We start from the raw sequence: 25992 nt of genomic DNA, 5'->3' as shown, positions 1-25992 counted from the left end.
GCGTTAAAACGCCTCCTACAACTCGTATCTCGTTCCTCGAAACTCGTACCTTTACCCTTTCCCCTTGTAACTCGCTAACTTGGGTATTTTAAATTTGAGAACGCGGGGTAAACCCTCTGCTACCTGTTCGGCGTTAAAACGCCTCCTACAACTCGCCCCTCGTATCTCGTATCTCGCTAACTTATGCTTTTACGAACCATACAGCGCTTTCATCAATTGGCGCAGGTTCTTTTGATTAGTTTCCGTCTTAACCAGCGCTTTTAAACGGCTTTTAACCTCTGGTTTTGACTTCGCTTGTTGACTTAACGCCGATATAGCGGCGCTGCGAATATCTCTTGGGTGACTAGGGTCAGCAAAGGCATAAATACTATCGACTTGTTCTGCGTCTAACTCATTATTACCCATAGCCTTTAATATCGCCCCTTGCGTTTTACTATCAGTTTCTTGATTTAGTTGATTACTCAAGTAATTCAAACTGGTTTTACTTGGCATTTTTGCCAAGGCCTCTGCCGCATTTAGTCGTAATCTTGCACTGTCGCCAGCTAAATAATCACCAATAAGCTGTTGATGATCATAGTCTCCACTATTACCTAGTGCGGTGATTAGGGCTGATGCTTTTTGCTCCGTTGCACTAGAGCTCAATGAATCAGCTAATTTTTGGGTTAACTGAGTTGAAAACTCACTGCCCTGCTGATTTTTTGCTATTGCCCCCATTACCATTAAAGCACTATGAGCCAGCTTTGAATTTTCTTCATCAAGACCATATGACATGGAATACTCAAAAATCGCCTCAACCTGTAAGTCAGTTAACGGTTTTTCACTGTATTTTAGTGCCATTAAACTTCTAAAGCGCTGATTTGGAGAAAATAAACCAGGCTCAACAAATACCTCTGTCAGTAATTGTTTTGAATTAACTGAGTCATGCTTACCTAGGTACATAAACAATTTACTTTCCAAAGGATCTGCAATTGATTTAGTTGAAATAAGCTCTTTTAAGCTCATCAAATACTGATCATTGTCATAAAGAAATTGCAGAAGCGTTTTTCGGTCTCCCTCTAGCCAATCCATACTTTTTAAAGCTGTGATAAACGTTTCAGTATTTTTTAAGGGTTGAGGCGGCGCTTTAGGGTAAACCCAATCTGTGCTTAAATTCTCCCATTGATTAGGGTCTTCAGGTAATTGTAGTAATCTTGCATCACTGGGTATCGATTGATTCGAGCGATTTAAACTTAGTGTTTGCAGTACTTCAATATTCATACTTCCATCACTACTACTGACTTGAATATGACTATTTCCGAGGGTTTTTGTTAACCAGCATTTATCGTTTTCAAAGATAAACTCATCACTAATAATGTTCGCCGTTTCTAACTGCATTAGCTTTTTCGCTGCGTTAGTACTTTGCCTAGAGTCAGTTGGTTCTAAATAACTGAGTTTATTTCGCTTTAGTTTGTTATCAGCTAACACTGTGTAGAGTGATTTGTACTGACCGATATCGTCACGCTCTTTAACCCAGTACTTATCCCCCTGTAAATTTTCAGGGGGTTTTGCACGGTGAAAGGCACGGTATAAAGCAATCAGCTTTTGTTGATCGGCCACTTTTAATTTAGCGTTAAACCGATAATCTAAAACTTCACCTGAGTTATTGCTAATTTTCACAGCAAAAGGCACTGCATACTCATTGCTGGTACTCACTGTTTTATTCAACTTTGCTTGAGCTTGGTACAGCTCAAAACCCAACCAGTGAAATTTCTCTGCAACTAACAAAGGCCGATAAATTAACCGCCCTAGCAAGTCAAACTGGCTTTTTGAGGGGCTATTCATCGAAACAATATTAGTATCTGCTTTTGATTGAAGTTCACCCCAAACAGTACAATGAGGCACTGCATAAGCGGCCGAAGCATAGCCTAATAAAGTGCCAAATAATAAACTCAGTTTAATTAAACGCATTATACCTTTGCCTTCATACTAATAATTTAAGGTTGCTGATTCGTCTAAAATTGTCCAGCTTTTATCGTACAAGGTACTGGTATCGTAGATAGTTTGAGTTTTGGTTTTTGTCTTAATCTTGCAACACCACTTGTATTTAGGGTATTTCACATAAACATAAAATTCACCGGAAATAGCCTCAATATCATTTGTTACATCAATTCCTAAGGTTATTTTAGAATCAGTGATAGCTTTAGCTAAATCCGCATAAAGTGTGGCATTAAATGTATCTGCAATAATCAAAAAGTCTATACCAACACCGCCACTTGCAACGCCCAAATTTATTTCTGCAGTGGCATACGCATCCATGCTGGCAGTAACAATATCTCCCCCTAAGTCAATTCGGCTATTGCTATAAGTTAAACCAACTCCTAAATCCAAGCTGCCAGTGACGCCAGCCTCCACTGTAACCGGAACAATTACAATGGTGAACGTCGTTTCAACCACTTTTTGCTCTTCGCTCCAGCTATATCCTAAAGACTTGTCTAAGGCCGTTAACGTGTCGCCCTCGTCAATTAAAGTGTCACCCAGCACACTAAAGTTTGCTGCATAAGTAATCTCACCATCACTTACATTTGCACTCGCTTCAGCACTGGCACTAACCAAACTCGCTGATTTATCAAATAGGTAAAGATCTAAATCTGCTTCAACTAGCCCCTCAGCAGAACCACCATTACTAGAAGAAACATTCATATAGCTATAAAAAGAAGGACTGATTGCTACAGCGTCACTGTCACCATAAGTAGCACTCCAACTGCCAACTTTTGCCAACGTTGTTGCTGTAGCAGCAGTAGTCTGCATCGCTGATGCTGAAGCTATTGTTGTTTTATTACTATTTAGCTCTACCGATTCTGCAGTACTCACTTCATCATGATAAAGCGCATAAGGTACTTCAACAGTAATACTATTATTTTCGCTATGAGCTTCAATTTCATCAGAGTTGTCGTGGAAGGTAAATGTCATGCTAAAGCTGTTTTCGCCACCATCGTGATCAAAATTATCGTGTATCGCTTTGAGCAATACGCCATTTACTGCAACATCCCAAGGAAAGTAATGAGATTGCTCATGATCAGGAAACTTAATACGCATCGTCTCCATATAAGCTTGCGCTTGCTCATTCCATAAGTGAGCATGATAAGTCGTTTCGCCGATGGTTATTGTTGCACTGATGTCAGCCTCGTTTACTGAATTACCAAATTTGGTGGCATTAATAAAACCTATTAAATCAGGTACTTTCTGTGTTGGTTCACCAGTACCTGTGGTATCTCTTTTACCCGGGCCAGGAAAAATAGCAAAGCCGTCGCCTACTTTAAGTTTATCTAAAACAAAATCATGGTAATGACCATCGCTAATGGTTACTGAGCTGTAGGTTGTTTCGTCACCAGACTCAATGCCACGCGACTTATTATCTGTAACATCAACTTCACTTGAGATCACACCACTTGTATCAACAAAAGCGGCAATAATAAATTCACCCGCAGCGAGATCTTCATTTGGCAAAATTAGTGTTGCCGTATGATTTTGCTCGCCTTCTTGTAACTGCTCAATATAAAACTCACCCAAATCGTAGCCATCAGGCTCATCTTCAGTTTCGAGCTCAGCGACTTTACTTCTTTCAATTAAAATAAATGAAACACCAACATGTTCATTCGTTAATAAGGCTGTTTCGGTACTGAAATCAACTGTGATCTGTTGTCCTGGTTGATAAACGTCATCAGAGACTGGGCTCATAGATTTCAACGCTACATTAGCAACAGCTTCTTGTTCGGTAGAGTCATCATCAGAACACCCAACTATTGAAAGTAGGGATAAAGTCAACACAGCACTAATCCTTTTACACTGATTCATATTACGATTCCTAATTATTGATTGTAATTTCGACAAACTATTAATTAATAAAACTCATACTTCTACTCAAAGTCCGACCGACTTATTTTCGAAACGGTTAAGCTTTAACCCACCCAAACTGGGGTACAAAAGGTTCATATTTCAAATGGTAAATCACAATAATGGATGAATTATGGAGGGATAAAAATTTTTAATAGGTGCGAGGGACGAGGAAGGAGATAATAGATATCAGTCGTTAGAAGTCAGATTAGATTGTGCCTACGCATACTTAAATTGGAATGCTCATCCGTAGGCGTGAAATTTATTTCGCGCGATGAACATAAGAGCATCAGCTTGTAGGTTGGTTAGAGCGGAGCGAAACCCAACATTTGTAGCTATCAGATTACGAACACAAGTTTGCGAGTTCGGGGAACTTTCCCCTTTACCCTCGCTAACTTATCGAGTTTCGCTGTGCTCTGCCCAACACGCTGTTATTAATACCCTTCAAACCTTGTTGCACAACCTATGCCTATGCACTCAACACCACTGTCGAGTTCTAACAGCTCTAAATTATAGCTTTTGCTTACATCTACTTTTTTTAGTGGATTATTAAAAAGGCTGATATCTACTAAATTTGCATGTTCACGTAAATCAATGTTTTTTAATTTGTTATTTGACAAAAAGAGCACTTGAAGCATGGGGTTTGCTGTTAAATCGATAGTGCTTAAGTGGTTATTACTGGCGTAAAGTGCAGTTAACTTTTTATTATGGCTTATGTCTAAAGAGCTAAGCTGGTTGGCATCTAGGTTTAGTTCGCTGAGCATCTTGAACTTGCTTAAATCTAGGTTTTTTAACTGATTATTTGCAAGCTCAAGGTTACGAATGCCACTCGGTATATTTACTTTTGTGAGCTTATTGCCCGACAGGTTAAGTTGATATAGTTCAGAATTAACAAGCGTCAATTCGCCTGTCAGCTTATTATCTTTAAGATCAATCCATGTAAGTTTACTGTTATTGCTTACATCAAGCTTTGAAAGCTTATTGCCACTCAGCATTAAAGTCTCTAACTCTTCGTTGTTACTTACATCAATACTCGTAAGGTTGTTTTGGCTTAAATCAACAAGGAAAAGCTGGCTGTTACGGCTTATGTCGATTTCGGTCAGTTGGTTTGGCACTTTCTTATCGGCAGGCCTACTTGTAATGCCGCCAATTTCACCAACTATGAAGCTATCCCCTTCATTACTGAGGACGAGTTTTGTTAAGTTACTAAAATGCTCAATCCCTTTGGCTGAAGTAATACCTCGATCTCTGCAATGTATTTTTGTCACCTCACCCACAGTTTTATAGCCACTTTCTTGTAAACACGCTAAGAAATTAGCATCTGCAACCACGTCCTCTGTTGGTGTATCGTCATTAGCCGAAGCACTAGCAACCCCAAGATTTAATACAAACAAACAGGCCAAAGCCATGTTCATGCTCACAAAGTTCCCTTTTAGCATTATTTCACCTTAAATTTTCAACAACATAATCAGGTGGTTAAGTAAGAGGTTTCGCCACCCAACAACAAAGCATGCATAATACAGGTTTTTTGATGGTTGTACCCATATAAATACACAGGTTGTTTCAAAGTTGTCATTTAAGGCTTTTCGCGAGAAATAAATTTCACGCCTACAGTATCGAGTTTAACCGCAGCAATATGCAGGCACGTCTAACTTCAAACTTGTGGCTTAAAGCTCCTTTACTCTTTCCCCTCGAAGCTCGCTAGCTTGAGTATTTTTAATCTAACTTCTAATCACTGATATCTGATAACTCTTTTTTCAGCGTTAAAACACCTCCTACAACTCGCATCTCGTTCCTCAAAACTCGGATCTTTCCCCTCGCAACTCGCTAACTTGTGTTTTTAATCTGACAGCTGACGGCTGAAAGCTGATAGCTTTTCTCCAACAAAAAAGCCGTTACATTGCTGCAACGGCTTTTTGGCATTTGAATTTAATTGATCACGACAGATCTAGTCGGAAACTCAGTACCTATATTTTTCAATGACTTACGACAAGCCTTGTTTCAAACCTAGTTGGAAACTTTGCCCCTTTTTATTGAGAAAAAGTTCGCTAGATAAGCAATAGTACTTGGAAACCGCCTGAATCCCTTTAATAGCAAGGGATTCGGACTATGCACTTTAAATCTATATTGTTTACGGTTACAACGTCACGCTTTTTAACAAGTTATCACTATAAAGCTATGAACTACTTTCTGAAGCAGCTAAATATTCTTGATGCGCTTTCTCCCAGTTAGTATCTGGGAACGCATTAAAAACCGCATCTAAAAACTCTTTATCATTTAGATTTTCGTAAGTGATATCTTTAAATATAACAGATAACTCCATTTTCTGAATCATACCTTCCGCGCTTGGGAAAACTCTTTCTAACTGCCTTTTTGCCCATTTAAATATTTGATCACTATCGACGTCTTTACCAAGAGTTCCAATCAATTTATTTGGTGGATTCCGTTCCACGATAGGTGTGTAATATTTAGCTATTTTGTCTATCGATTCATCAATGCTTTTCTGAAGGTTTTCTTTAACATTTTTTGAATGAGCATTTAACTCGCTTCTTAGACACTCAATCTCTTCATCAAATATATCTCTATTGCATTTAAGCATAACTCGACCATGCTTTTTTCCTAATGATGGAGAAAAATCGTCTCTGATTTGCTTTAATTTGTCTTCCAATTCTTTTGAAGATAGTTTGTTATCTTTTTCAAGCAGATCAAAACTAGTATTCAATCGACTCTGTAATTCCTTGTCTTCATCTCCTAGAGACTGGAAAACTTTCGGTATAGATATCTTTTGCCGCTGTATCGCAACACCAGTCATTTTAACTTCTACATATTGTAAATATGAGCTATAAACCCTGACCTGCCTTGTTATATCAAACTTTGCTACTGGGTTAACTTTGATAGAATGATCGATTTTCTCAATATCTGACTGTTGAACCGGATTGTTGGGGATCTCAGGAATGGTTGTTGATATTTTCTGATATTCTTCTTCAGATGTGCAAGTTGCCAAAGCAATTGCTTTGGCTGCGGGAGATAACCTAGTTGTAGCTTCCAGCACTTGCGCATCTGTCATTTTAATTGAATTAAAACCTAAGCTAGTTGAGCTTTCACTTTCGAGGTATAAAGCCGTTGGAGAAAAGCTATAGCCAACACCGTCAACAATAATCAATGCAAATCGCAATTGAGGGATATTATTTATGATTAATACTTCCTCTAATTGACTTATCGCTTCTATATCACCAAATCCCATTCGAACCGTATGCTCGCTAACATCCAAACATACAGTTACCATCCCATCACCTAGCTTACTGGAAATTTTAACTAATTCGTCTGCGACCTCATTTCTTATCCCCGGAGCCGCATATATCACTGATTCTTCTGCTTGATTGATAAATTGACATAGTGCAACTGAATCTATGTACTTAAAAAATTGTTCATCACTCAACGTTAAAACTCCCTTTCAAAACTTATATTAAAAGCGCTCTTTATTATTAATAGTTATCGCTTTCCAGCCCCAGCTTGATCTTTTCTTGTTGTAATTTAATACGGCTTTTCCTGAGACAATATCACCATCTTCAACACCGCAACCTTCAACTAAATTTCTATCAATAAAAATATCAGTCGAAGTGAAACCAAGCCCATTAGAAACACGGACATCATCACTGAATTCTTTTAAAACATTGGTACTGGCCTTTTCATCAGACTTGGCAATAGTTAACGCTTGGTACTTGGTGCCATGTTTTGTCTTGGACTTTGACAGCTTTGCTTTAATTGAATCACCAACGATTAGTCGCCCCGGTGTTTTTGAAAATGGAATAACGGTATCGACACCTTTATCAAAAATCACATGAGCTAGCTTCTTGGCTACGTTTACATGATCGACCACTCCAATAAATGATGAGAAAATATCCCACTGATTAGCAGTTGTTCTTGTTTCAAATTGATAAGCAGTAAAACGATTGGTAATTCTGTCTAACTCACCTTTAAACCTAACAGCAGCTCCCTCTTGTAGAGATGAAAACGAAAATCTATTTTCGGGAAGAGTAATCTCCACTGGAAATCTATCTTCGCTATTATTTAAATATATCTTTCTTCTTTTTTTGTTGGGCTTATCTGGTAACGAAAAAACACTTCCTAGGTTTGCATGTATCCAAGGTAAGTTCTGAAATAAAACCTCTTCTGCTTTTCCAGCATGATCTTTATATAAAGATTGATTACTTGCCGCAGCTTCAGTGGCCGAAAACCAAGATTGACTCTGTAACATCTCGGCTTTCTCTGGTATCGACCATCCCTCACGGTTTCTTGCATCCATAACACAAGTAACTTCATATTTTGCCGCTGAGTAATTACCTTGTTCAATCAAAAGTTCCGCCAACTTTAATCGGAGGTTAGCAATAAAGTTTTCTTTTGGATTTGAGGACAATGCCCGGCAATAACAATTGAATGCACTACTTTTATCATAATTACCTTGTATATCCCCAAGTAACTCCCAAATCCAATATTCACCAACCTTTTGCTTTGCAACTTTTACTGCCAAATCAAAGCTCTTCTGATACTCACCAAGTAGGTTTAACGCTCGCGCTTTATTTAACTCCAACCAAATAGGGTCATCTGAACTTGGAATAACTCTATCTATTACCTCTAATAGCAAAGGTAAAGATTCAAGATCATTATGTTCAACTGCTTGTTTCGTACCATGCAAAGCAACCTTTGAGGCCAAACTTGGATAACTATTTCCTGTGACGTCATCAACATATGGCTCAAAGTCCTCATCACGTAGGTTTTGAATTCCCCATATTTTTATAAATGCGGCTAGGTTGAAGTTGTGGTGACTGGTAAGCTTGTCTGCGAGGCCAAGGAAAAGGCTGTGTAACAGAGAAGGAACATTACAGTTAAGTTTTAGGTAATCATTCAACAATTTCTTTACGGCAAAAACATTCACGTTTTCATTATTAAATTGTGCTTTCGCTAGTTTGTATATTTCCCAGCCTATACTGCTCCTAATATCTTGATTATCAGGCTGCTCTGACAGTGCTTTGGTATATATATTTATCGCTAACTGATGCTTCCCTTCTTTACTCGCTTGCTTTGCTCGTTGTGTCTCTTTAAATATGGGACTCGCCATATTTCTAACATACAAAACTTGCTTATTTAGTATCTCGTCATTTGGATCTATTGATAATGAGTCAAGCTGTTGCAAGTAATGATTTGTTGTATTGTTGTTGCCGAGCTTGGCATCTCGTTTTACAAGATCGATAAGACACCATGCAAAAGCTTTAACATTCCACTCATCATTCGGAGAGCTATTAATTAATTCAATGGCTAAATTATATGCTTCGTCTATTTTGCCTGCTTTTCTTAAAGCAAAAACATCCTTGTTAGTTTTTGACGACGAGCTATTGTTTTGAATAAACATTACTAATTAAACGCCTCTTCAATCAATCCCTCTACTTGATGCATTAATTTCTCCGAACCAGACAAGTTTTTCATGCCCATCAAGCGCGTGAACTGACTCTTTCCATTATAAAAGATATCAACAACGGCAGTCTCACCTGACCTATGAAAGCTGTACCTTTGCGTATAGTCTCTCGCTAATACTTCAGAAATTGAAATGTCATGCTCTTTGAGGATGTTGGTCAATTGGTCGTGAAATTCCTCTAAAAATGGTTCTGGGAAATCAAAATTTGTGGAAGCTGACCCTAAATTAGAAGTAATTAGTTTACCTTTAAGACAACTAAGTTTTTCAGATAACAAATTGCCAGTCGCATTGTACATACTACAATTCACTGCTGATATTTTGTTCTTACTATTGTATGAAATTCTTGCTGTACCAAACTCTTCACCCAGTTGGCAAAGATAAACTTCTTGATATTGATTATGTGTAACCTCAACTATCTTAATATCTGTATTAGATAATTGATTGCTCACTTCTAAGTACAAATTGCGCAAGAACTGGTTCCCCTCAGGAATGTTTTCACAATTCAATGTTGGATTGGAATTATTCAAATCTTGCTCTTTATGAGAAGAAGTATCATTTACCGGGTTATTATTGCTTCCTCCAACACGCGAGATCCCAGTGCCTAATTTTACTTTGGGAGGATCTAAAACGAAAAGCTGTGAAGACGATCTTGTTATGGCTGTGTATAGCCATCGGAAGTAATCTTGACTAAGGGTTTTATGATGCGAGCTACATTTTAAGAATACATTTTGCCATTCACTACCTTGGGCTTTATGGCAAGTGATGGCATAACCAAATTTCACCTTAAAGGCATTAAAATAGGGATCTGCCAATAGTTCAAGACGAAACTCATTTTTTTTATCCTTAGTTCTCAGCTCAGGATGACGATTAACAAAATCTACATACAATGCTTTATATTCATCAGAGCTTAAACTTGGCTCATCGTTATAGAGCAAGTTTTCAACAATCTTACAGACAAAAAAGCTGACATCGCCATTTTCGTCCCTAAAACCTAACTCAACATCTCGAAATTGAAGTTCGACTGTAAAAGTAATTGTAGTGCCATCTTCACCTTTCTTACGCAGTGTTACCTTTTTTACCTCAGGCCCTGAAAGCACTCGCCTAACCATACCGAATTCACCGTTGGTAATAACTTTTTCTTTTACATAGTGATTCGCAACAGAAATGATTTTATCGCCTGCAACGACTTCAGTTTGCATGGGGAAAAAATGTTCCCTCACGACTCTATTATATTGGCTTACTTGTGCATTCGATGAAGCAATAAGGATGGAGTTTTTAGTATTTGCTAACTTGTTATCACAAACATTTAAAAATCGAGTAAGGAGACTTTCGCTTGAAAGCTCGTGGACATCTTTCTCATTTACTTGAAAATCTAGTTTATTAAAGACACCAGCCTGCATAGACTCTCTTAGTGTTCTGGCATTGTCCATAATACCGCTATCAGCTTTTTGTCTCACAACTTCTGTAAGCTCAAATTCACTTGAATTTAGCTGGTACTTATCTTGAAGGTATTTAGCGCTCAATGCAGGAGAAATATTCATCCCAACGGGCGGTAACTGCGCATTATCACCAATAAAAATAACTTTTTTTGTATGGTCGTTGTGATCAATATTTACATAACTGAGTAAGTCTTTAAGCAAATAACCAGAACCAAACCGAAAGAACTCTGAATCAGAGTATGTATCGGAAACCATAGAGGATTCATCAATAATATAAACTGTCTCAGATGTATTTTGATTTACTTTGATTTCGGCGTAACATTTAAACGTCTCAGAGCCTTCAAGGCCGTCCAAAGTATACTCTTTAACATTTTCGTAATTGTAAATTACTCGGTGGATGGTAGATGCTTCTTGACCTATTTTATCACTGATTACTTTTGCTGCTTTTCCCGTAGGAGCCATTACAACAAATTGGCGACCAATTGCTGTAAGATATTGCGTTAGACCTTCTGTAATAAACGTTTTACCTGTACCTGCATAACCCTTTAAAAGAAAAACAGGCTCATTTCCCTTGTTTAAAAACTGATCCAGTTGCTTTACAAGCTGGGATTGAGATTCAGTTAATGAGTGTTGTCGAAAACCATCAAATATATCAATATTCTTTCTTGTAATGTTCATTTGAAGATCAAAGCTTGACGCAGCGGCTTTACCAGCTTGCTTGAATGCTTCAAGAACATGATATTCTGATTTTTGAGTTTGAGTTCTTTGTGCTTCAACTAATTGCTCTCGAAGCAACTTTAGTTCTTCTTCGGCACTCTTTAATGCTTCTGAGCGTTGGTCTAATTGCCCTTGCAAATCTTTATTATTAGATAATGTTTCTGCTAGTCCCGGCAATGGTTTAGGCTCAACAAAATCAGGAATATCAATATAGGTTTGTTTAATAGTCTGGATAAACCATTTGCCTACTAAAAATGCTTCTTTCAACAACCAGAGACTATGCTCTTTAGAATGTTTAACATTATTGTGGGCCGCTTTATTTCCATCAATACGCAGAGCATGCAGTTTCGCTACGATAGAGTGGTCAACAACTTCTTTAAAACCCCTGTTATTTAGCCGTTTGAACAAATCCGCTTCAGGATCAATTTCGATTGAAAGCTCTGTATAGATAAAACCTACTAGCGACTCAGTAAAGCATCTTAACTTAACTAATGCGGCCTGTGGATCTCGATGGACATAATCCTCGGCAGCACCACCTAAATCAGCTAGAGACTGAAAACCATCTCTTAAAAATGAAAAATTTGAATTCGACATCGTTACTCCTTCAACTCTTATCACTAGCGCCAGTAATCACAGAAGCTTGTTTTAAGATCTGCAATTAATTTAGGAGCATTCCCTTCACACGTTAACCCGAAAAAGGTAGCAGCCCTCGTCGCACCAACATAGAGATATTTGTCAAAAAGCTCTGGATTTTTCTTAGCGAGAACATCAACACCCACAAAAAATACGGCTTCGAACTCCAGTCCTTTAATGTGCTGAACATCAAATACTCTCACATCGTTAGCTTCACCTAACGATTTGCCTCCAACACAGGCTTCCGCACGAATATTGTGATCTTCCAACTCATTTGTTAATGCCTCTGCCATTGGTATCACTTCATCTTCATGATTGACCAATATCGCTATTGTTGGTAACCCTTCCACTTGTTGCCCAACGTTTCTCTCAACTTCAAGGATACGGTCTTTTAACCAGCTAACACATTCCCCTGTTGAATGAGTGTTTTCAATAATAACGGGAGGAACACCTTTATGATTGGCGTTATTAGGCAGTTGTCCAACGAAGTCAATGTCGCCTTTCATCCCCATTAACAATTCTTTGGCAAATTGATTCAATAATTCACTCTGTCGATAAACTACATCAATTTTTTCTGTTTTTAATTTTGGTGAAATCCAATTTAGTTGCTCAGTACTCTTTGTTCCAAGCTCCGTTATACGCTGATTAAAATCACCACAGGCGAAAAAAGAGCCGATAGATGGCTCAGTTAATGATTCCATACAGGCTAATTGAATCGGAGAAAAGTCAGTTGCTTCATCAACTAAGATTTGATTTTTAAAGCTACTTGCTACTGATTGAATTGCAATGACTCCAGAGCTTTCAATTTTTTTCTGAACAAATCGCTCTTTAAGTAGTGCTCTAGCTATTTTTAAATTAGCAAGAATGAGAATGTCTAACTCGCACTGTTCAATATAGTTTGGTTTTGAAGGCGTACTTTCAAACCAGTTCTTAAATACTTCTTCTGATTTTCGAAACAAGCGATAACTGCGTGAGATCCCTTTTAGATATCTAACTTCAGCGTTCTTAAACTTTCTTAGCTCAGTCATGATGACAGTTGAACGACCAAGGTCAATAAGGTCCTCTTGACTAGGTAGACGATCACCTAGCCAATCAATAATCGTGGATGATAAAGTTCCCTTAGGAGTGCTTCGCTTTAAGAATTTAGCTTTACCAAGTGCTCGGATTGCCTTTTTGTAATCACTGAATGCTTGCTGCTGAGCTGTCGTAATTACCTCTTCCTCATCTTCGTCATCAAATTCTTCATTTTCTGAATCTTGCAGTTTCGCATTTTTCCAATCATTGATGACGCGTGTTAACTCATCAATAAACTGCTTATTTTTATTAAATTGAAGAGCTAAATAACCTCTAAGATCCTTGTCAGTCCCAGCTTTTATTTCTTCAATAGTTTGAGTAATGTCAGCTTGATATTTTTCAAGCTGACGATAAAACTCAATTAGGTTATTTTCAGTAAGTCGTTCCTTAATGCCTAATAAACCACTACATATTTGCTTTAATCTCTCATCTTCAAAAGACGACAGTTGTTCTATGCTTGAACTTAATTCATCAGCCACTCGAACCTGATGAAATGAAATGAAATCTTCGTATACGGTAGGCAAACTACTTCTTGCGCTAACATTTAAATAGCAATCAGGTTTTAAAATAAACCCACTACTATTGCCTGATTGTAAGATCGAAAGTGTGTTCCGGCCCAAAATATTACTATAGTTATCCCACGTTTTAAGCTGGTCATTAGATGCTGGTACTTGCTCTTTAGCGAAAGCTTCTTTCAAATAGTGTTTGAGTAGATCCGTCGGTGTAAACATAAGCCAGCTAGCTTTATGTCCAGCCTCACCTGATTCTAGCTTGTTAATTTTCGATTTTTCAGTAGGGTCTAATAGATCAATATCTAACTTTTGGCCCAGACGCTTAATAAGAGTTGTTGTTTTACCTGTTCCCGGTGGTCCCAAGATTATTAACTGGCTATCTAACGGCAATCTAAATATTTCAGATTGAATTTTATCTAGAATAGGTTGATCTCTTAGGCTCATCGCCACTCTAACTTGATGCGCAACACCTGAAACTACGCCACCGTCAGGCTGGTCTGAAAGAAGCAAATCTAAAGATGACGTATCTGAGAAGTCAATTTCAGTTTCAAAAAGTTTTCTAAGTGAAGGAGCAATAGTGCTAACTTCTTCATCTTCTGACGTAAAAACTGAATAACTCGAATCCCAATTACTTTCGACTTTACTAGGTTTAATAGTTAACGTTTCGATTACTTCAACCAACTGAAGTTGACCATCAATAGGTACTTTATACTCATCTCCAACATTTAGTGAAGCAAGATGTCCTTTTGGTGAACCATAACTGGCTAACTCATTATCATCGTTTAGCCGAATCGAGCCTTTCCTAGCAACGTATAACGTTCTTCGTTTCTCACCGTCATCATAAATGATTCTGGCAATTGCGGGTTCATCTTGTAGAGCTTGATTAGCAGCTAAAACAGAACTCGAAATTTTATTCATGCTACTCACAGCACCAGTATCATTAAAAGTATTTACGACTGCTAGATGGGATGAGGAATTGGAGTTATCCGATTGGGATGAAGAGTTTTTTGCCTTATCAGCGATTTCCTTTAATACATCCACTGTTTCATTAGCTAATTTCTTTAAATTGGAATTAACATCCATCTACCGTACTCCTTGTGAAAAACTGGTGTTCTTTAACTTCGAGGCTCTCAATTAAATATCTGGACGAACAAAATATTATTGATATTCAATAATATTTTCTTTGATCTTCCGTAACTATTTATCAACCTATCGATTTAATTTATAAACATTACAAGAAAGAAGCAACTCTCAAATGGCTTTTTACTAGCAAAAATAATCAGTTACAAAGTTGATAGATTCATCCATTAATCTTCACTTGTGAAATGTTCAACAGCGACATCACAACTGCCTTTTCTTAGTAATTCGGAGAAGCAAGGGGTGCACCATGTACCCAAACCTTCCCCGTAGTCAGGCTGAACGGCATTAGATGAGACAATCGTTTCCCTTGTACAGGAAATGCTATGTACTCTTTCACCGACTTTGATTGGTCTGTCACAACCAAAGCAATGACAGAAGGTTTCTTGATTTGATTCTTTCATATCTTTGCCTAAATAATCTCGCTACACCTATTTGAATTGGATAACCATAGTAATCAATAGAGGACAAGCATTAGACCAAAAACAAAAGTCAAAACTATCAATTAATTACAAGCAAAACAGTAAGTATAATGTTGATTTAATTACAAATAAGTAACTTAATTTATCCTAGAAATGCATGGTAAAAAGTGCGTCGCCTCTGAACTAATAGCTAATTTTCTATACGTCGTAATATAGACAAAGGTATTTTACTGATTTCAGACTTGTTCAAGCGCTTTTCGAACGTGATTTTAACTTTTAATTCAATAAGTAGAGTCAAGATATCAATAATACATCTACTTGAAATCGCAGCATTAGGTATCGTTACGGTATCGATCTGATTTACCGTCAGCACCTTATTAAATTTTTCGACAAACTCATGAAAAGGTATGAAGTGAGGATCAAGACATTGAACAGGCAAGTTAACTTCTAATTGCTTACTGCTAAGCAAGTCTTTACTAAATTGTTTGATACTTGAGAATGATTGAGTCTTGAATTTCAATGTTTTCATTTTAATCACCTATTGGTTTTATCACTTTAAAAGTAATAGAAGTGAAAAACAATTAAATCAAGCAAAAAACAAAAATAAACCATTGTTTTAAAAGGACTTAATAAACATTAAAATAAACAATTATTTTAATGTTTATTATTTAAACAAAGAGCTAACTCAATGAATTAAATAGCTTAAATTCATTAAAGCTATAGATTAAATATAAATATTTTTGTTACTTCGACAGGTTTATCAGCCAACGCTAGTTTAATGCAATTACTAGTCGAAGCCATCTACAATGAGAATACAACACTTCGAAATTTATTCAGCTCTAGTCAGTTACAATTAATGAACACTATCATGTTCTGATATCTTGTCTAAGGTTATGGCTCCTTTATACTCAATTAGATCAAACATAAAGAATAAATAAACCTCGTTAGGACCTATACTATAACCCCTGAGATATGACTTTCTCATCTCTTATGCTTGTCTCAACAAAGCTTCCTCAATTATTGAATCATCCAACTCTTTGCTTCGCTTAAACAACAGCATTAAATCAGGGCTTTTTAGAGGATCTATGTTATCAACAATGCGCTCACTCCAAATTTTCCAGTTAATTAACTCTTCAGGCGATAACTCTTTAACCAGTTCACTTGAAATGACTTCATTGATAAACTCTCGACATTCGTTGGCTTGTTGCCATTTTGCAAACATCCCAAGAAATAACTGAACTCGCTCTTGTTCACTTTTTATCGCACGTTCAAGCTTTTCTTTGCGCTTACGTTCCTCATTCAATTTTTGTTCTTGTATCTTCCGCTTATCTTCTAATACTTTACTATGCTCAGCACTATGCCTTAAATTTTCTACAAAGGTGCCTAACTGGTTTTCGAGTGTAATCTTGGTATTGTCTTCAAATAACGACTTCATACTTTGTGGCAATGGTGCATCAATCTTTAGCTGGAGTATTCCGCTAGGAACAAGAATATTTTCTTTCCACACCCACCGATTATGCTCTTTCTCCACTTTTTCTTTATCTGTCAATTCTCGCTTCTTTTGCTTCAATCGCTCACGCAATCTAAACTGAATTTCGACATCATCGACGATTACTATATTCGTCAATCGTTTTTCGTAGCGGTGACTATCAACTTTAACAAGCCATCCATTAATATCGAAGACCGACATTAAACTGTGCATGAGAATTATCGCTCGGTCTCTTTGCTCAATGGATACATCAAGACGGAGCACACTTGTATCGTCAAATTGTTGGGTCATAATATAATCATATTTATGACGTGGCTTAGCTAACGATTGTTTTATTCCTTTGAGAAGAGGGTATCGGCCCAATGATTTTTTAGGTGGTGGCAACGGACAACTTTGTACCTTCGACTTCTCTCGTTTATTTCCTTGCAATGAAGATAAATCAATTAAACGAGATGCAGGTATGTCGCCCGGTAATGGCTTAATAGATATGTTTTTACCAACCGCTTTTTGTGTCCAATAACCATTATGAGGGCGTGGAATTTTGTGTTTATCACACAATTTACTCAGAGCATATGGATCAATATGCCAATTCTCGGCTAGTGTTTTTAATGGCTTTTGCCAGACAGCTTCGTATAATTCAGCAATAGTAAGTTTAGTGACCGACATTAGTTCAAGACCTTATTACCAAAAATTTGAGCTTAGCAAATGCACAGCTAACTGCCTTTGTCTCGAAATAGTTTTATCAATGAAATCAATTCACCTTACAGATATCAAACCTCCTTACCAAGCTCTATGTTTTTACATATAGCATTCTCGTCATAAAACAAATATTGCATACCAGAATCCATCGCTCCACTCTGAACAATTGTGCCTTCGATACTCCCAATTCCTATCCATATTCCTTCCGAAACTAAACTCTTAATAATGTCTTCATCTTTTGGAACGATTTTAGGTTCTGGAGGCTGGCAAACTTCCGGCTTCATAAATTCAAAAAACGTTTTTACAATCAAGTGCGGAAATTTCCATAGAGATTCAGTAAAGTGCTGTTCATGTTTTATTTTTTGCCTTAAATTATAATCGCTGACTTCATATTCTCTGTGGAACAAAAGATCTACAACTTCCTTTGATTCATCTAAATCAAGAAATCCGTAATGCTCTTTCAGAACCACATAAAGTTTGTCTTTGACATCTGGCTTTTGTTCTCTGAGTTTTTTGGATAACTCAATGACTCCACTAACTCTGTTCAAGTAGTTGATGTCAATAACGAGCTTATAACCGCTTCTTCCTCTGTTGGTATAATACCTAAGGGTATCTTCACTGTCCGTGGCATATATTCCCGGCCCTAAAGGCTCTCCTTGATTGTAGTTACAAATCCTCTGTACAGAGATGTTAGGCACAGCTCCTCTATACAATACTGCTGGTATCATTTAGTTTATTTCTCCACGAATCTTGTTTGTTGTTCCACATATTCTGAGAGCGTTTTAAAAGGAAAGGGTAAAACCGTTGCTGACTTATTTCTCACATAATAAGTAGCTGTTAACTCGACACACCTTTGCTTCAAATAATCTGGGCCATCCAAAAAACGAATGTGATTAAATTGTCCACGACTGAACTTGAAACCACCTTTCGGAATGCCAACAAAATATGCAGAGTGTTCCGCATCGTAAAAGTGACCTGTTTGTGATTCCAAATACTCGTTATGTTGCCCCTTGAGTGAATAATTTAACAAGATTCCAGTCTTCTCAAAGTATTCATCGAAAAAGGATTTTTCAGCATTCGAGCGGTATTGAATGCCTTCTTTTTTAATTTCGTCTTTGTAGAACTCGCCTTTGCTCGGAAATGTTTCTAATAAAGACTTGAGGCGTGATATTAATGGATCTCCAGACTTACTGTTTGCTGATAAAAAGTTGTCAATATAATGCCTAGTAATCCCCTCTACACTGCTCTTTTCTAATTGATTGAGAATATCAAAAAGTATTGCTCCATCAGGGACTGCTGCAATGCCTTCATGAACGATTGAGCATACTTTAGGCTCACCCGACCCCATATCGATTACATAGTGTATCTTTTCAAAATAGCGCTGCCTTTCTGGTAACTCTATCCCTAAGTCATCAAAATAAAATTCATCACCTGACTCATATGTAAAATTACCATCAGTACACTTAAGAATATGATAAGTAACAGGGTCATTCTTATATCGCTGTTCAACCGACACAAACCAATAATAATCATTGAACTCTTGGATCAAAAACTGGTTCTGTTTGCACTCCAGCTTAATCGCTATTTCTTTTACCCAAGTATCTATTAAAACCTTTAAAGCTTTACTATCTTTAGTTATGACCGTTTTGTTGTAAGTACTTTGCACAACCTTATTTTGACCATAAAAGGACTGTTTTTTATCTTCTAATCCAGCAGTTTCATATTCTGCTTTACTATCTAATACAACAAGTGTTGGCGTTTTATCATTAAGCTCATCATTAGCAATGAAATTAACTTTTACAGGCCATTCTTCATTTTGAAGCTTTCTATAGCCTTCTTCAGAAAGTGAAGCGTTAACAATGTTAATACCACCAGTGGTGTTCACAACATCGTAGATTTTATTATATACAGCTTTAATTTCTGCATTGCCGTAATGTTGTCGCCAATCCGCATTAATCTGTTTTAAACTCATCTCAAATGCTTTATTAAACGTCTTGTTCATCAAACTGACATAGTGATGTAGTGCACCAGTTCTAGATTTTCTAAGCGAAATTGGTTTTTGCCCCGATATATCAATAGCATTACTTGTATACTTCCCTTTTCCCGGACTATTTATCATCAGCGAGCCATTCTTATCCCGATTTAACATTCCTGTTGTCAGATCAAAAGAAAACTTAGGAGCTTGCTCTATAACGGCTTGAGGTTTAAAAACCATTTCAGTAGGGCAAAAAACAGTCCCTTTAAGCTCAATAAACATGGAGTCAAAGCGCAAACTTTCTTTAATATCAACGCTTACACATTTATGAACGGTTTCTTTTTTGAAACTATCAGTCTCTAAATAAAGGTATGTCTCACCCAAACCTGAAAAGACTTGCTCTCCTGACAATTTCCCTAAAGCTCTAGTTAGCAAACGAGTTATCAATAGATCATCGCAATCTACGAAGCTAGATGACACAAACCCTATATCAGGGAGTTTCTTTGGTGCTTCTGCATCTTTATCTAAAAGTATCCAATATTTTCCACCATGCGAGATTAAACCAAGTGGCGATGTATGTTTATCAATTTTAGATAGCTTTTTACCCCAACTTAATTGCTGCTTTTCTGTGCTAAAACTAACTTGGTAAAGATCGAATAATTTGGCTAATTCAGCATGGTTAATGACTACATCGATTAATGTCGTAAGGCTTCTGCTCATTTACTAAATCCTTTTAAAGTTTCAAGAAAGTTTAATAGTTGTTCCATTGGCGGGATATTAGACTGTCCCGTATTGATATCGATTATACCGGGCACATCGATAACATCAGCTTCTAACAACTTAGCAGATTCAACAAGCAACTCTCCACCATTAGAAAAATGTGATCCTGTTATTGTACTGCCGTCTTCATAAGACACGTTGATATACATCGCTTGTATTTGCTTGCCATTGAAAGGCTCTGGTATTTTTTTCTTTATGTTTTCCAGTTTGGCTTTACACTTTTCAATCGTGTCATCCCTTTGTAAGCATGACTTTTCAACATCCCAATGTTTTACATCAATCAATAAAATTCTATTGCCAATTTCTAAAAAGCCATCAAACCATTCAATGGTGCCTTCAGGCATTTCTTCTACCTGATAGCCAAACTCATTTAGTACGGCAAAAACAGTTTCTTCTCCTAGTGCGCCCATGTATATGTCATACATTGCGGGGGCTATTAGGTATTCATGTTTTCCAAATGAGGTTGCGAATCCATTTTTATTAAAGTGTTCTTTGACAACTTCGTTCTGCATGAGAGCATCCAACTTAGCGGATGAATCTGAGACGATTTTCTGACCAGCATAATCGTCAGAGTTTATAAACACCTGCGTTACCCCGCTTTCGTCTTTATAGTCAATATGGTAACTATAGCTCCCTAAAACTTTAGACCGGATGTAGTATCGATTTCGCTCCCCAATTGGCATTTCTGACGCTGTTGGTGCTTGCAGTACGAGACTTCTTAATCGATTATATTGACCAATCGCATCACTATTTTGGTGACGGTAGACACTCGTGATTAACCTTTGAATATGCGCGTGGTTCCGGCTCGCTTTAACCGAGTATGAATGAGTTAATTTCTGTTTTGCTTCATACTTAAAGTCTGATTTTATTTTCGAAATTAGAGAAGAGTACTCAACAGATAAATAAGCCAAGTCTCGGTTATCTGATGCCAATGTTTGAATGAAGTCAAACTCAGCATCAAACATGATGCATATCTCTTTCTGCTTTAATTCAGTTCTACACATACGCCCTAACGCTTGCTCAATATACCTAAATACAGCATATCTATAGTCGTCAGTATCTTTATAAAAGCCAATCAAAGAACTTACTGACATTCCCTTGGCATTAGTCGCAATGAACTTATTCAAAATTGGCTTCACATCATTGGCAACAATAACCTCTTTTTCATGGAGCATTAGTGCATCGTGGATATTTTTCTTTATCGCAAGGCTTCTATCTTCCGCAGGTTGATCTTCAAAAATAAAACTACCAATAAGACTCTTAGGTTGTTCAATATATATTGAGTCGATATCTGTCTTATTTTGTAGTGGTGGCTCACCTTCTGGGCCAATATAAATAAAATCACTTATATTATTAACTTTATATGATGGTGATAGCCCTGCCCCAGTAGCTTGATAGTTGGTTATTACTACAACTTTTTCTTCTGATTCCTCTAGCAATTGAAGAACAGAGTTAAACTTCTCATTTCTAAAAGAGGCAGCATTTATGTTCTCAAAAATTCTGACTCCATATTTGCAGCCCACAAATTCCATGAACCTAAAAAATTCATGTCCTTTGTAGCTGTTGTTTAACATGCAAAACAGATATCGATTAGAATGATGTTCTGAAAACCTTTTAATAGCACCAATTAACTTGTTCACCCTATTTTTTGCAAACGAGATTGATTTTGGTGAAGCTTCTAGCAATTGACATAATCTGTTTTCTAACATCAACTCATCAATGTTAGCTCCCAAGAACTCTTTGTATAGAAGATCAATCCCTCCACGCAATTCGTTTTCAGAGATAGGTTGTACATCGATGTTAACCTGATGTTCTTTATAGCGGCGCTTTGATAAATACTCTCGTTGTATTCCTTGCTTTTGAAACTCATTTAACTGCTTAAATTTATCACCTAATACGTTACCAAGGTACGCTAAATCAAAGTTGTGAATAGCCGAAGGACTAGTGGCAGTTGCACTTATACCCAGTATTTTAGCTCCCTCCAATACCCAGTTTGCTAGTAACCCTGTCGGCGTCAAAGCTAACTCAAAAGTTGCTGCTGTAGCGGTATTATCTAATTCACTAAACTTACTAACCTTGGCTATTTCAAATCCACTATCATGATAGCTATATGCTTTATAGTCTTTTTGTACACGAAAGCTCAATCTAGCACTTAACAAGGAGATGACATCTTTGCTAAGTTCCGCTAGACCAAAGTGGTTCAGCACTTTAACAATAAGATCTTCGGTTGAGTGGGATTTACTACCTTCAGCTTTTCTCAAATTGTTCGACAAGGTGTTAGTAGCGCTGAGCATAGCATTACAAAAAGAACGAACAAGTTGACTGCCATTGTTCACATAAGTGATTGAACTTTTTTCCCCTCCAGCTCCTATTTCATGTGATCCATTAAACTCGTCGATTTTAGAGTTAAGCTCATCGTGCTTAAAATTAATCGTGTGTAACGACATTCTGTCAGATAACATAGTAAACACTCTATTCTGGTTTTCTATGCCTGCCTGAATGGTCGCGTCATTTATATATGGTCGAAGGTTTACTTTCCAGTTAGCATCAAACTCTTTTAATTGCTCTCTGAACTTACTAAAGCTCTTATCGACACCTGTAAATTCATCATCACCTTGAACCTTAAAGCTTTGAAAACTTGAATAAAGCCTTCTAACGAGTGATATAACATCAAAGTCTTTACCACCCTTTAATAAGTGACTCAGGAACTCACCTTGTTGGCGATCAAATTCATCGATAATGATCAACGAATCTTTTAGTACATCACTAATCCTGTGATTCTTATTAAGTGCATGCCAAGGATATAATAACTTCGCCGTAGTCATAAAAATAACTTGAGTCGAATCTTCATCGATTCGACTTGCAGGGAATAACTTTTCAAGTATTCCATTAACGGCGGAAGTTGCTGAGAACTCTTTTTTGTTTAATTTATCTTTGAATATTGATTGAACCGTTCTAAACAGCTTACTGTAGCGCTCACTTAATTCATCATTTAACTGCTGATTACTTAATGACTGTGCAGCTTGTTCCAATACTTTAATACTGTCTCGTAGAATGCTAATCTTGCGATAATGTGCTCCTTCAACTTCTCCAAGTAATACTTGCCAATCATCTTCATGCAGCAATTTAATTGAACTTTCTTGAGAAGGAATATGAACGACGTTTTTAAGAAATTGTTTTTTTTGAGGTGGTGAAAGCTCATTATGCAAATTGATTCTTTTAATCAACGCCTCGTAGGCTTCGGTAACATTAACCCTTAGGTTGGTGGTATAGATGATTTTCTTTCTAGAGTCACTGATTAGATGCTCCAACTGAAGCTCTGTAGCTTGATAGGTTTTACCTAACCCTGTTTGCGCATCTACCAGTGCAATGAAACCCTCTTCTTGTCTGACAGTTTCAGGGCCTGCAAGATCAATATATGCTTTATATAGTTCACTATCCATTTAGTCACATCCTTATTCCTTGTAACAATATCGCCAAAGATTAGATAACACTTTGAGACACTCACAAGAATACATACTAAGATTACAATGCTCGGCTGTATATGTTTTTAATACATTACAACCAGTTAAAATGAGAACAACGCCATAAATCATAGAGAAGTTCACTTTTAAAAATCTTTTAAAGTAAAGAGTGCTAATTACAAAGCAAGGTATGAACCAAAAAATAATAACCTTTATTTTCAATAATTTAAAAAAACAACCATATAGAAAATATAACTTTAATTACTTTTTAGTAATTATATTTACAAAATAACTAGAGGTGTTAGTGTACTGAACTATTCGAAGCATATTTCATTTTTGTTATCTCTTGCGGACTAAAACCGTTTCTCAATAATTCAAAATCATCGAAATTAATTGAAGAATGCGTACCTTGGCCTAGTAATTGGTAAATACTGCCACTAGCGGTTTTAACTATATCTGTGTCAACGTTAACTTTTATTATTTGAGAAGTGCAAATATAGTCTCCTCGATGAAACCTGCATGTCATATCATCAACACATATAGCCCACAAGACATCGCCTACATGCTCACCTTTTTCAAAAATTGATACTATTTGCCAATTCGAAACTACAGTATTCATAAACCCAGCCTTTGAAATGAAGAGGGTGGTTCATGATAAGAAATCATCAATTAAAAACATAACCAAACCATGGAGCTAATCCTTAACTATTTTTCTACCCATTGAATTTTCAAGAATTTTAGCTGCCTCTTTCATTGTCTCAGGTAACTTCTTCGCATCGTGAAGCAACCATCCATGTCCACCTAATGCTCTGTCCAACTCAGATAATGATTTAGATTCGGCAGGTAAACACTTTACTTTGATCGCTAGGAATTTGTCTCGCGCGGCCCAGTCAACTGATGGGTAATACTTTTTTGCTTGTGGTGCTGGTAAATTTTGATACAGCCACTCTCGGTCATTCTTGTAAAGCCACATATAACAACTAAATGAGCGCTTAAATTCATTTCGCGTAATTTGAGGATTGGTCCCAATAGCTTGCAACAGAGCAGCTCGGTTTTTCGCTCTTCGTTTAGCCATGACCATATGATGTCGCCAATCAGATAACCCTTTATGGCTTTGAATAAGTTGTTCAACAGTGCCAACCGATATGCCATGATGTTTTGCAATATCGGCTCTATGACATCCAACAAATGCTTTTCGCCAAACATCTCGCTCTATTTCGTCTGTTAACTTCCATCGACGTCGATCAATTTCATAGTTATTACGAAGTGCCAGTTGTTTTACATAGCCAACTGATACTCCTAAACTAGCGCTGATCTCCCTCAGACTGCTGCCATCATCAAGAAGCTTTAATACATTACTTTCCAATGCTGAGTCTTGCTGCTTTAAAAGCTCAGGAGCGGGTTTGGGTACTTTACTCAAAGCAAAAAAATCTTGGGGCGATTTTGCGAGAAAAGCCATTAGCAAAACGTGTTTTAAATAATGGACTGGGCGGCGCTCATGAATGATATCCGCCACATAATTAAAGTTGCTTAACTCAAGAGGTATCAGCTCTTCAGTAGCTTCAAATAGTTCTTTCCAATAGTTAAATAATTCATCAGCCAAAAAGCGCATTCTTATATGCCCGCATTTGGTTAAAAAGCCTTTTATCATCAACCAATCGGTATACAAATCAATCACGCTTCGAGACTTATTTCCTTCTTGAAGTAAGTGATATAACTTAGTGACAAAGATTGATAGGCGGACTGCTTTCTCATTTTGTTCCAATAAGATTGGTTCACCTCCCTCTGGTAAACAGTAGTGTCTGTTTATACCCCCTTCTCCTGAACTTAGATAAAGTAATGGCTCACCATGCTCTGGGCAGTGGCTTACACCGTAAAGTTGATGTTCGATTCGCCAAGCCAAAGTACCAAACGTCTCGAATGACTCTTCGATACACTTTGCACAATAGCGGTGTTGCTTGGCTAATGGCAGCGATGAAGGGGCTTGCCGCGAATAACTCGCAATTAACTGCCCTTTTGCTGATAAGAGCACTTTCTTTAGCTTAGAAGCTTGGTTCGACAGTGAAAACGCATATAGTGGATAACCAGTCGCATGATTGAGCAAGTATACAGGCTCTACTTTGAAGAATTGTGCTATCGCGTTGATGTTATTGGGCAATACCGGATGAAGCCGCACGTGTGTGCGGCCAAATATATCTAAATTTGTCTGTTTCCAGCTTCGATTACAACTCGCAACATGGTAATTCGTGATTAATCCATAAATTGACTCGCCTTCAATATATTGAGAATAACTGAAATTAGACAT

At 37.2% G+C, this 25992-nt stretch carries 14 protein-coding genes; all 14 read right to left on the bottom strand.

Annotated features, from left to right (window positions below; all coding sequences use genetic code 11):
• Positions 1–189: 189 nt before the first annotated feature.
• The 14 genes from PASHI_RS06545 to PASHI_RS06480 all read right to left on the bottom strand — a co-directional run bounded on the left by PASHI_RS06545 (position 190) and on the right by PASHI_RS06480 (position 25992).
• A complete protein-coding gene (locus PASHI_RS06545) occupies positions 190–1947 on the bottom strand; it encodes a HEAT repeat domain-containing protein (protein ID WP_062564986.1) in 1758 nt (585 codons plus the stop codon).
• Between the two features lie 18 nt (positions 1948–1965).
• On the bottom strand, positions 1966–3807 hold the full coding sequence (locus PASHI_RS06540; protein ID WP_156426465.1) for a hypothetical protein: 1842 nt from the start codon (positions 3805–3807) through the stop codon (positions 1966–1968).
• 500 nt (positions 3808–4307) lie between these two features.
• Positions 4308–5312, bottom strand: a complete 1005-nt coding sequence (locus PASHI_RS06535; protein ID WP_062564984.1) for a leucine-rich repeat domain-containing protein — start codon at positions 5310–5312, stop codon at positions 4308–4310.
• 737 nt (positions 5313–6049) lie between these two features.
• Positions 6050–7312, bottom strand: a complete 1263-nt coding sequence (locus PASHI_RS06530; RefSeq protein ID WP_062564983.1) for a hypothetical protein — start codon at positions 7310–7312, stop codon at positions 6050–6052.
• Positions 7313–7339: 27 nt separating this feature from the next.
• On the bottom strand, positions 7340–9283 hold the full coding sequence (locus tag PASHI_RS06525; protein WP_062564982.1) for a tetratricopeptide repeat protein: 1944 nt from the start codon (positions 9281–9283) through the stop codon (positions 7340–7342).
• A gap of 2 nt (positions 9284–9285) precedes the next feature.
• Entirely contained in the window at positions 9286–12096 is a 2811-nt protein-coding gene (locus PASHI_RS06520; RefSeq protein ID WP_062564981.1) for an ATP-dependent DNA helicase, read from the bottom strand.
• Between the two features lie 23 nt (positions 12097–12119).
• Positions 12120–14804 carry an ATP-binding domain-containing protein gene (locus tag PASHI_RS06515; RefSeq protein ID WP_062564980.1) on the bottom strand — a complete coding sequence of 895 codons (2685 nt, stop codon included), beginning with the start codon at positions 14802–14804 and terminating at the stop codon, positions 12120–12122.
• A gap of 666 nt (positions 14805–15470) precedes the next feature.
• Positions 15471–15809 (bottom strand): hypothetical protein, encoded by a 339-nt coding sequence (locus PASHI_RS06510; protein ID WP_062564979.1) that lies wholly within the window; start codon positions 15807–15809, stop codon positions 15471–15473.
• A gap of 459 nt (positions 15810–16268) precedes the next feature.
• Entirely contained in the window at positions 16269–17435 is a 1167-nt protein-coding gene (locus PASHI_RS06505) for a hypothetical protein (protein WP_062564978.1), read from the bottom strand.
• Between the two features lie 104 nt (positions 17436–17539).
• A complete protein-coding gene (locus PASHI_RS06500) occupies positions 17540–18196 on the bottom strand; it encodes a hypothetical protein (protein ID WP_062564977.1) in 657 nt (218 codons plus the stop codon).
• A gap of 5 nt (positions 18197–18201) precedes the next feature.
• Complete coding sequence (locus PASHI_RS06495; RefSeq protein WP_062564976.1) at positions 18202–20163, bottom strand: hypothetical protein; 1962 nt, start codon at positions 20161–20163, stop codon at positions 18202–18204.
• Positions 20160–23666 (bottom strand): DEAD/DEAH box helicase family protein, encoded by a 3507-nt coding sequence (locus PASHI_RS06490; protein WP_062564975.1) that lies wholly within the window; start codon positions 23664–23666, stop codon positions 20160–20162. The genes PASHI_RS06495 and PASHI_RS06490 overlap by 4 nt, the downstream gene beginning before the upstream one ends.
• Positions 23667–23988: 322 nt before the next feature.
• The gene (locus PASHI_RS06485; protein WP_062564974.1) at positions 23989–24306 is read right to left on the bottom strand and encodes a hypothetical protein; all 318 of its coding nucleotides are present in this window, start codon (positions 24304–24306) and stop codon (positions 23989–23991) included.
• A 75-nt stretch (positions 24307–24381) separates the two neighbouring features.
• The gene (locus tag PASHI_RS06480) at positions 24382–25992 is read right to left on the bottom strand and encodes a TnsD family Tn7-like transposition protein (RefSeq protein ID WP_062564973.1); all 1611 of its coding nucleotides are present in this window, start codon (positions 25990–25992) and stop codon (positions 24382–24384) included.

The organism is Pseudoalteromonas shioyasakiensis (genome assembly GCF_001550135.1).
Taxonomy (GTDB): Bacteria; Pseudomonadota; Gammaproteobacteria; order Enterobacterales; family Alteromonadaceae; genus Pseudoalteromonas; species Pseudoalteromonas shioyasakiensis.
The sequence above is the reverse complement of the archived record's forward strand: the minus strand, read 5'-3'. Positions and strand labels throughout refer to the sequence as shown.

What these genes read in the sequence shown, in the direction of transcription:
- PASHI_RS06495 (WP_062564976.1), bottom strand. Translation starts at nt 20,163, where the DNA reads ATGAGCAGAAGCCTTACGACATTAATCGATGTAGTCATTAACCATGCT.
- PASHI_RS06520 (WP_062564981.1), bottom strand. Translation starts at nt 12,096, where the DNA reads ATGTCGAATTCAAATTTTTCATTTTTAAGAGATGGTTTTCAGTCTCTA.
- PASHI_RS06545 (WP_062564986.1), bottom strand. Translation starts at nt 1,947, where the DNA reads ATGCGTTTAATTAAACTGAGTTTATTATTTGGCACTTTATTAGGCTAT.
- PASHI_RS06490 (WP_062564975.1), bottom strand. Translation starts at nt 23,666, where the DNA reads ATGGATAGTGAACTATATAAAGCATATATTGATCTTGCAGGCCCTGAA.
- PASHI_RS06500 (WP_062564977.1), bottom strand. Translation starts at nt 18,196, where the DNA reads ATGATACCAGCAGTATTGTATAGAGGAGCTGTGCCTAACATCTCTGTA.
- PASHI_RS06515 (WP_062564980.1), bottom strand. Translation starts at nt 14,804, where the DNA reads ATGGATGTTAATTCCAATTTAAAGAAATTAGCTAATGAAACAGTGGAT.
- PASHI_RS06505 (WP_062564978.1), bottom strand. Translation starts at nt 17,435, where the DNA reads ATGTCGGTCACTAAACTTACTATTGCTGAATTATACGAAGCTGTCTGG.
- PASHI_RS06485 (WP_062564974.1), bottom strand. Translation starts at nt 24,306, where the DNA reads ATGAATACTGTAGTTTCGAATTGGCAAATAGTATCAATTTTTGAAAAA.
- PASHI_RS06480 (WP_062564973.1), bottom strand. Translation starts at nt 25,992, where the DNA reads ATGTCTAATTTCAGTTATTCTCAATATATTGAAGGCGAGTCAATTTAT.
- PASHI_RS06535 (WP_062564984.1), bottom strand. Translation starts at nt 5,312, where the DNA reads ATGCTAAAAGGGAACTTTGTGAGCATGAACATGGCTTTGGCCTGTTTG.
- PASHI_RS06525 (WP_062564982.1), bottom strand. Translation starts at nt 9,283, where the DNA reads ATGTTTATTCAAAACAATAGCTCGTCGTCAAAAACTAACAAGGATGTT.
- PASHI_RS06510 (WP_062564979.1), bottom strand. Translation starts at nt 15,809, where the DNA reads ATGAAAACATTGAAATTCAAGACTCAATCATTCTCAAGTATCAAACAA.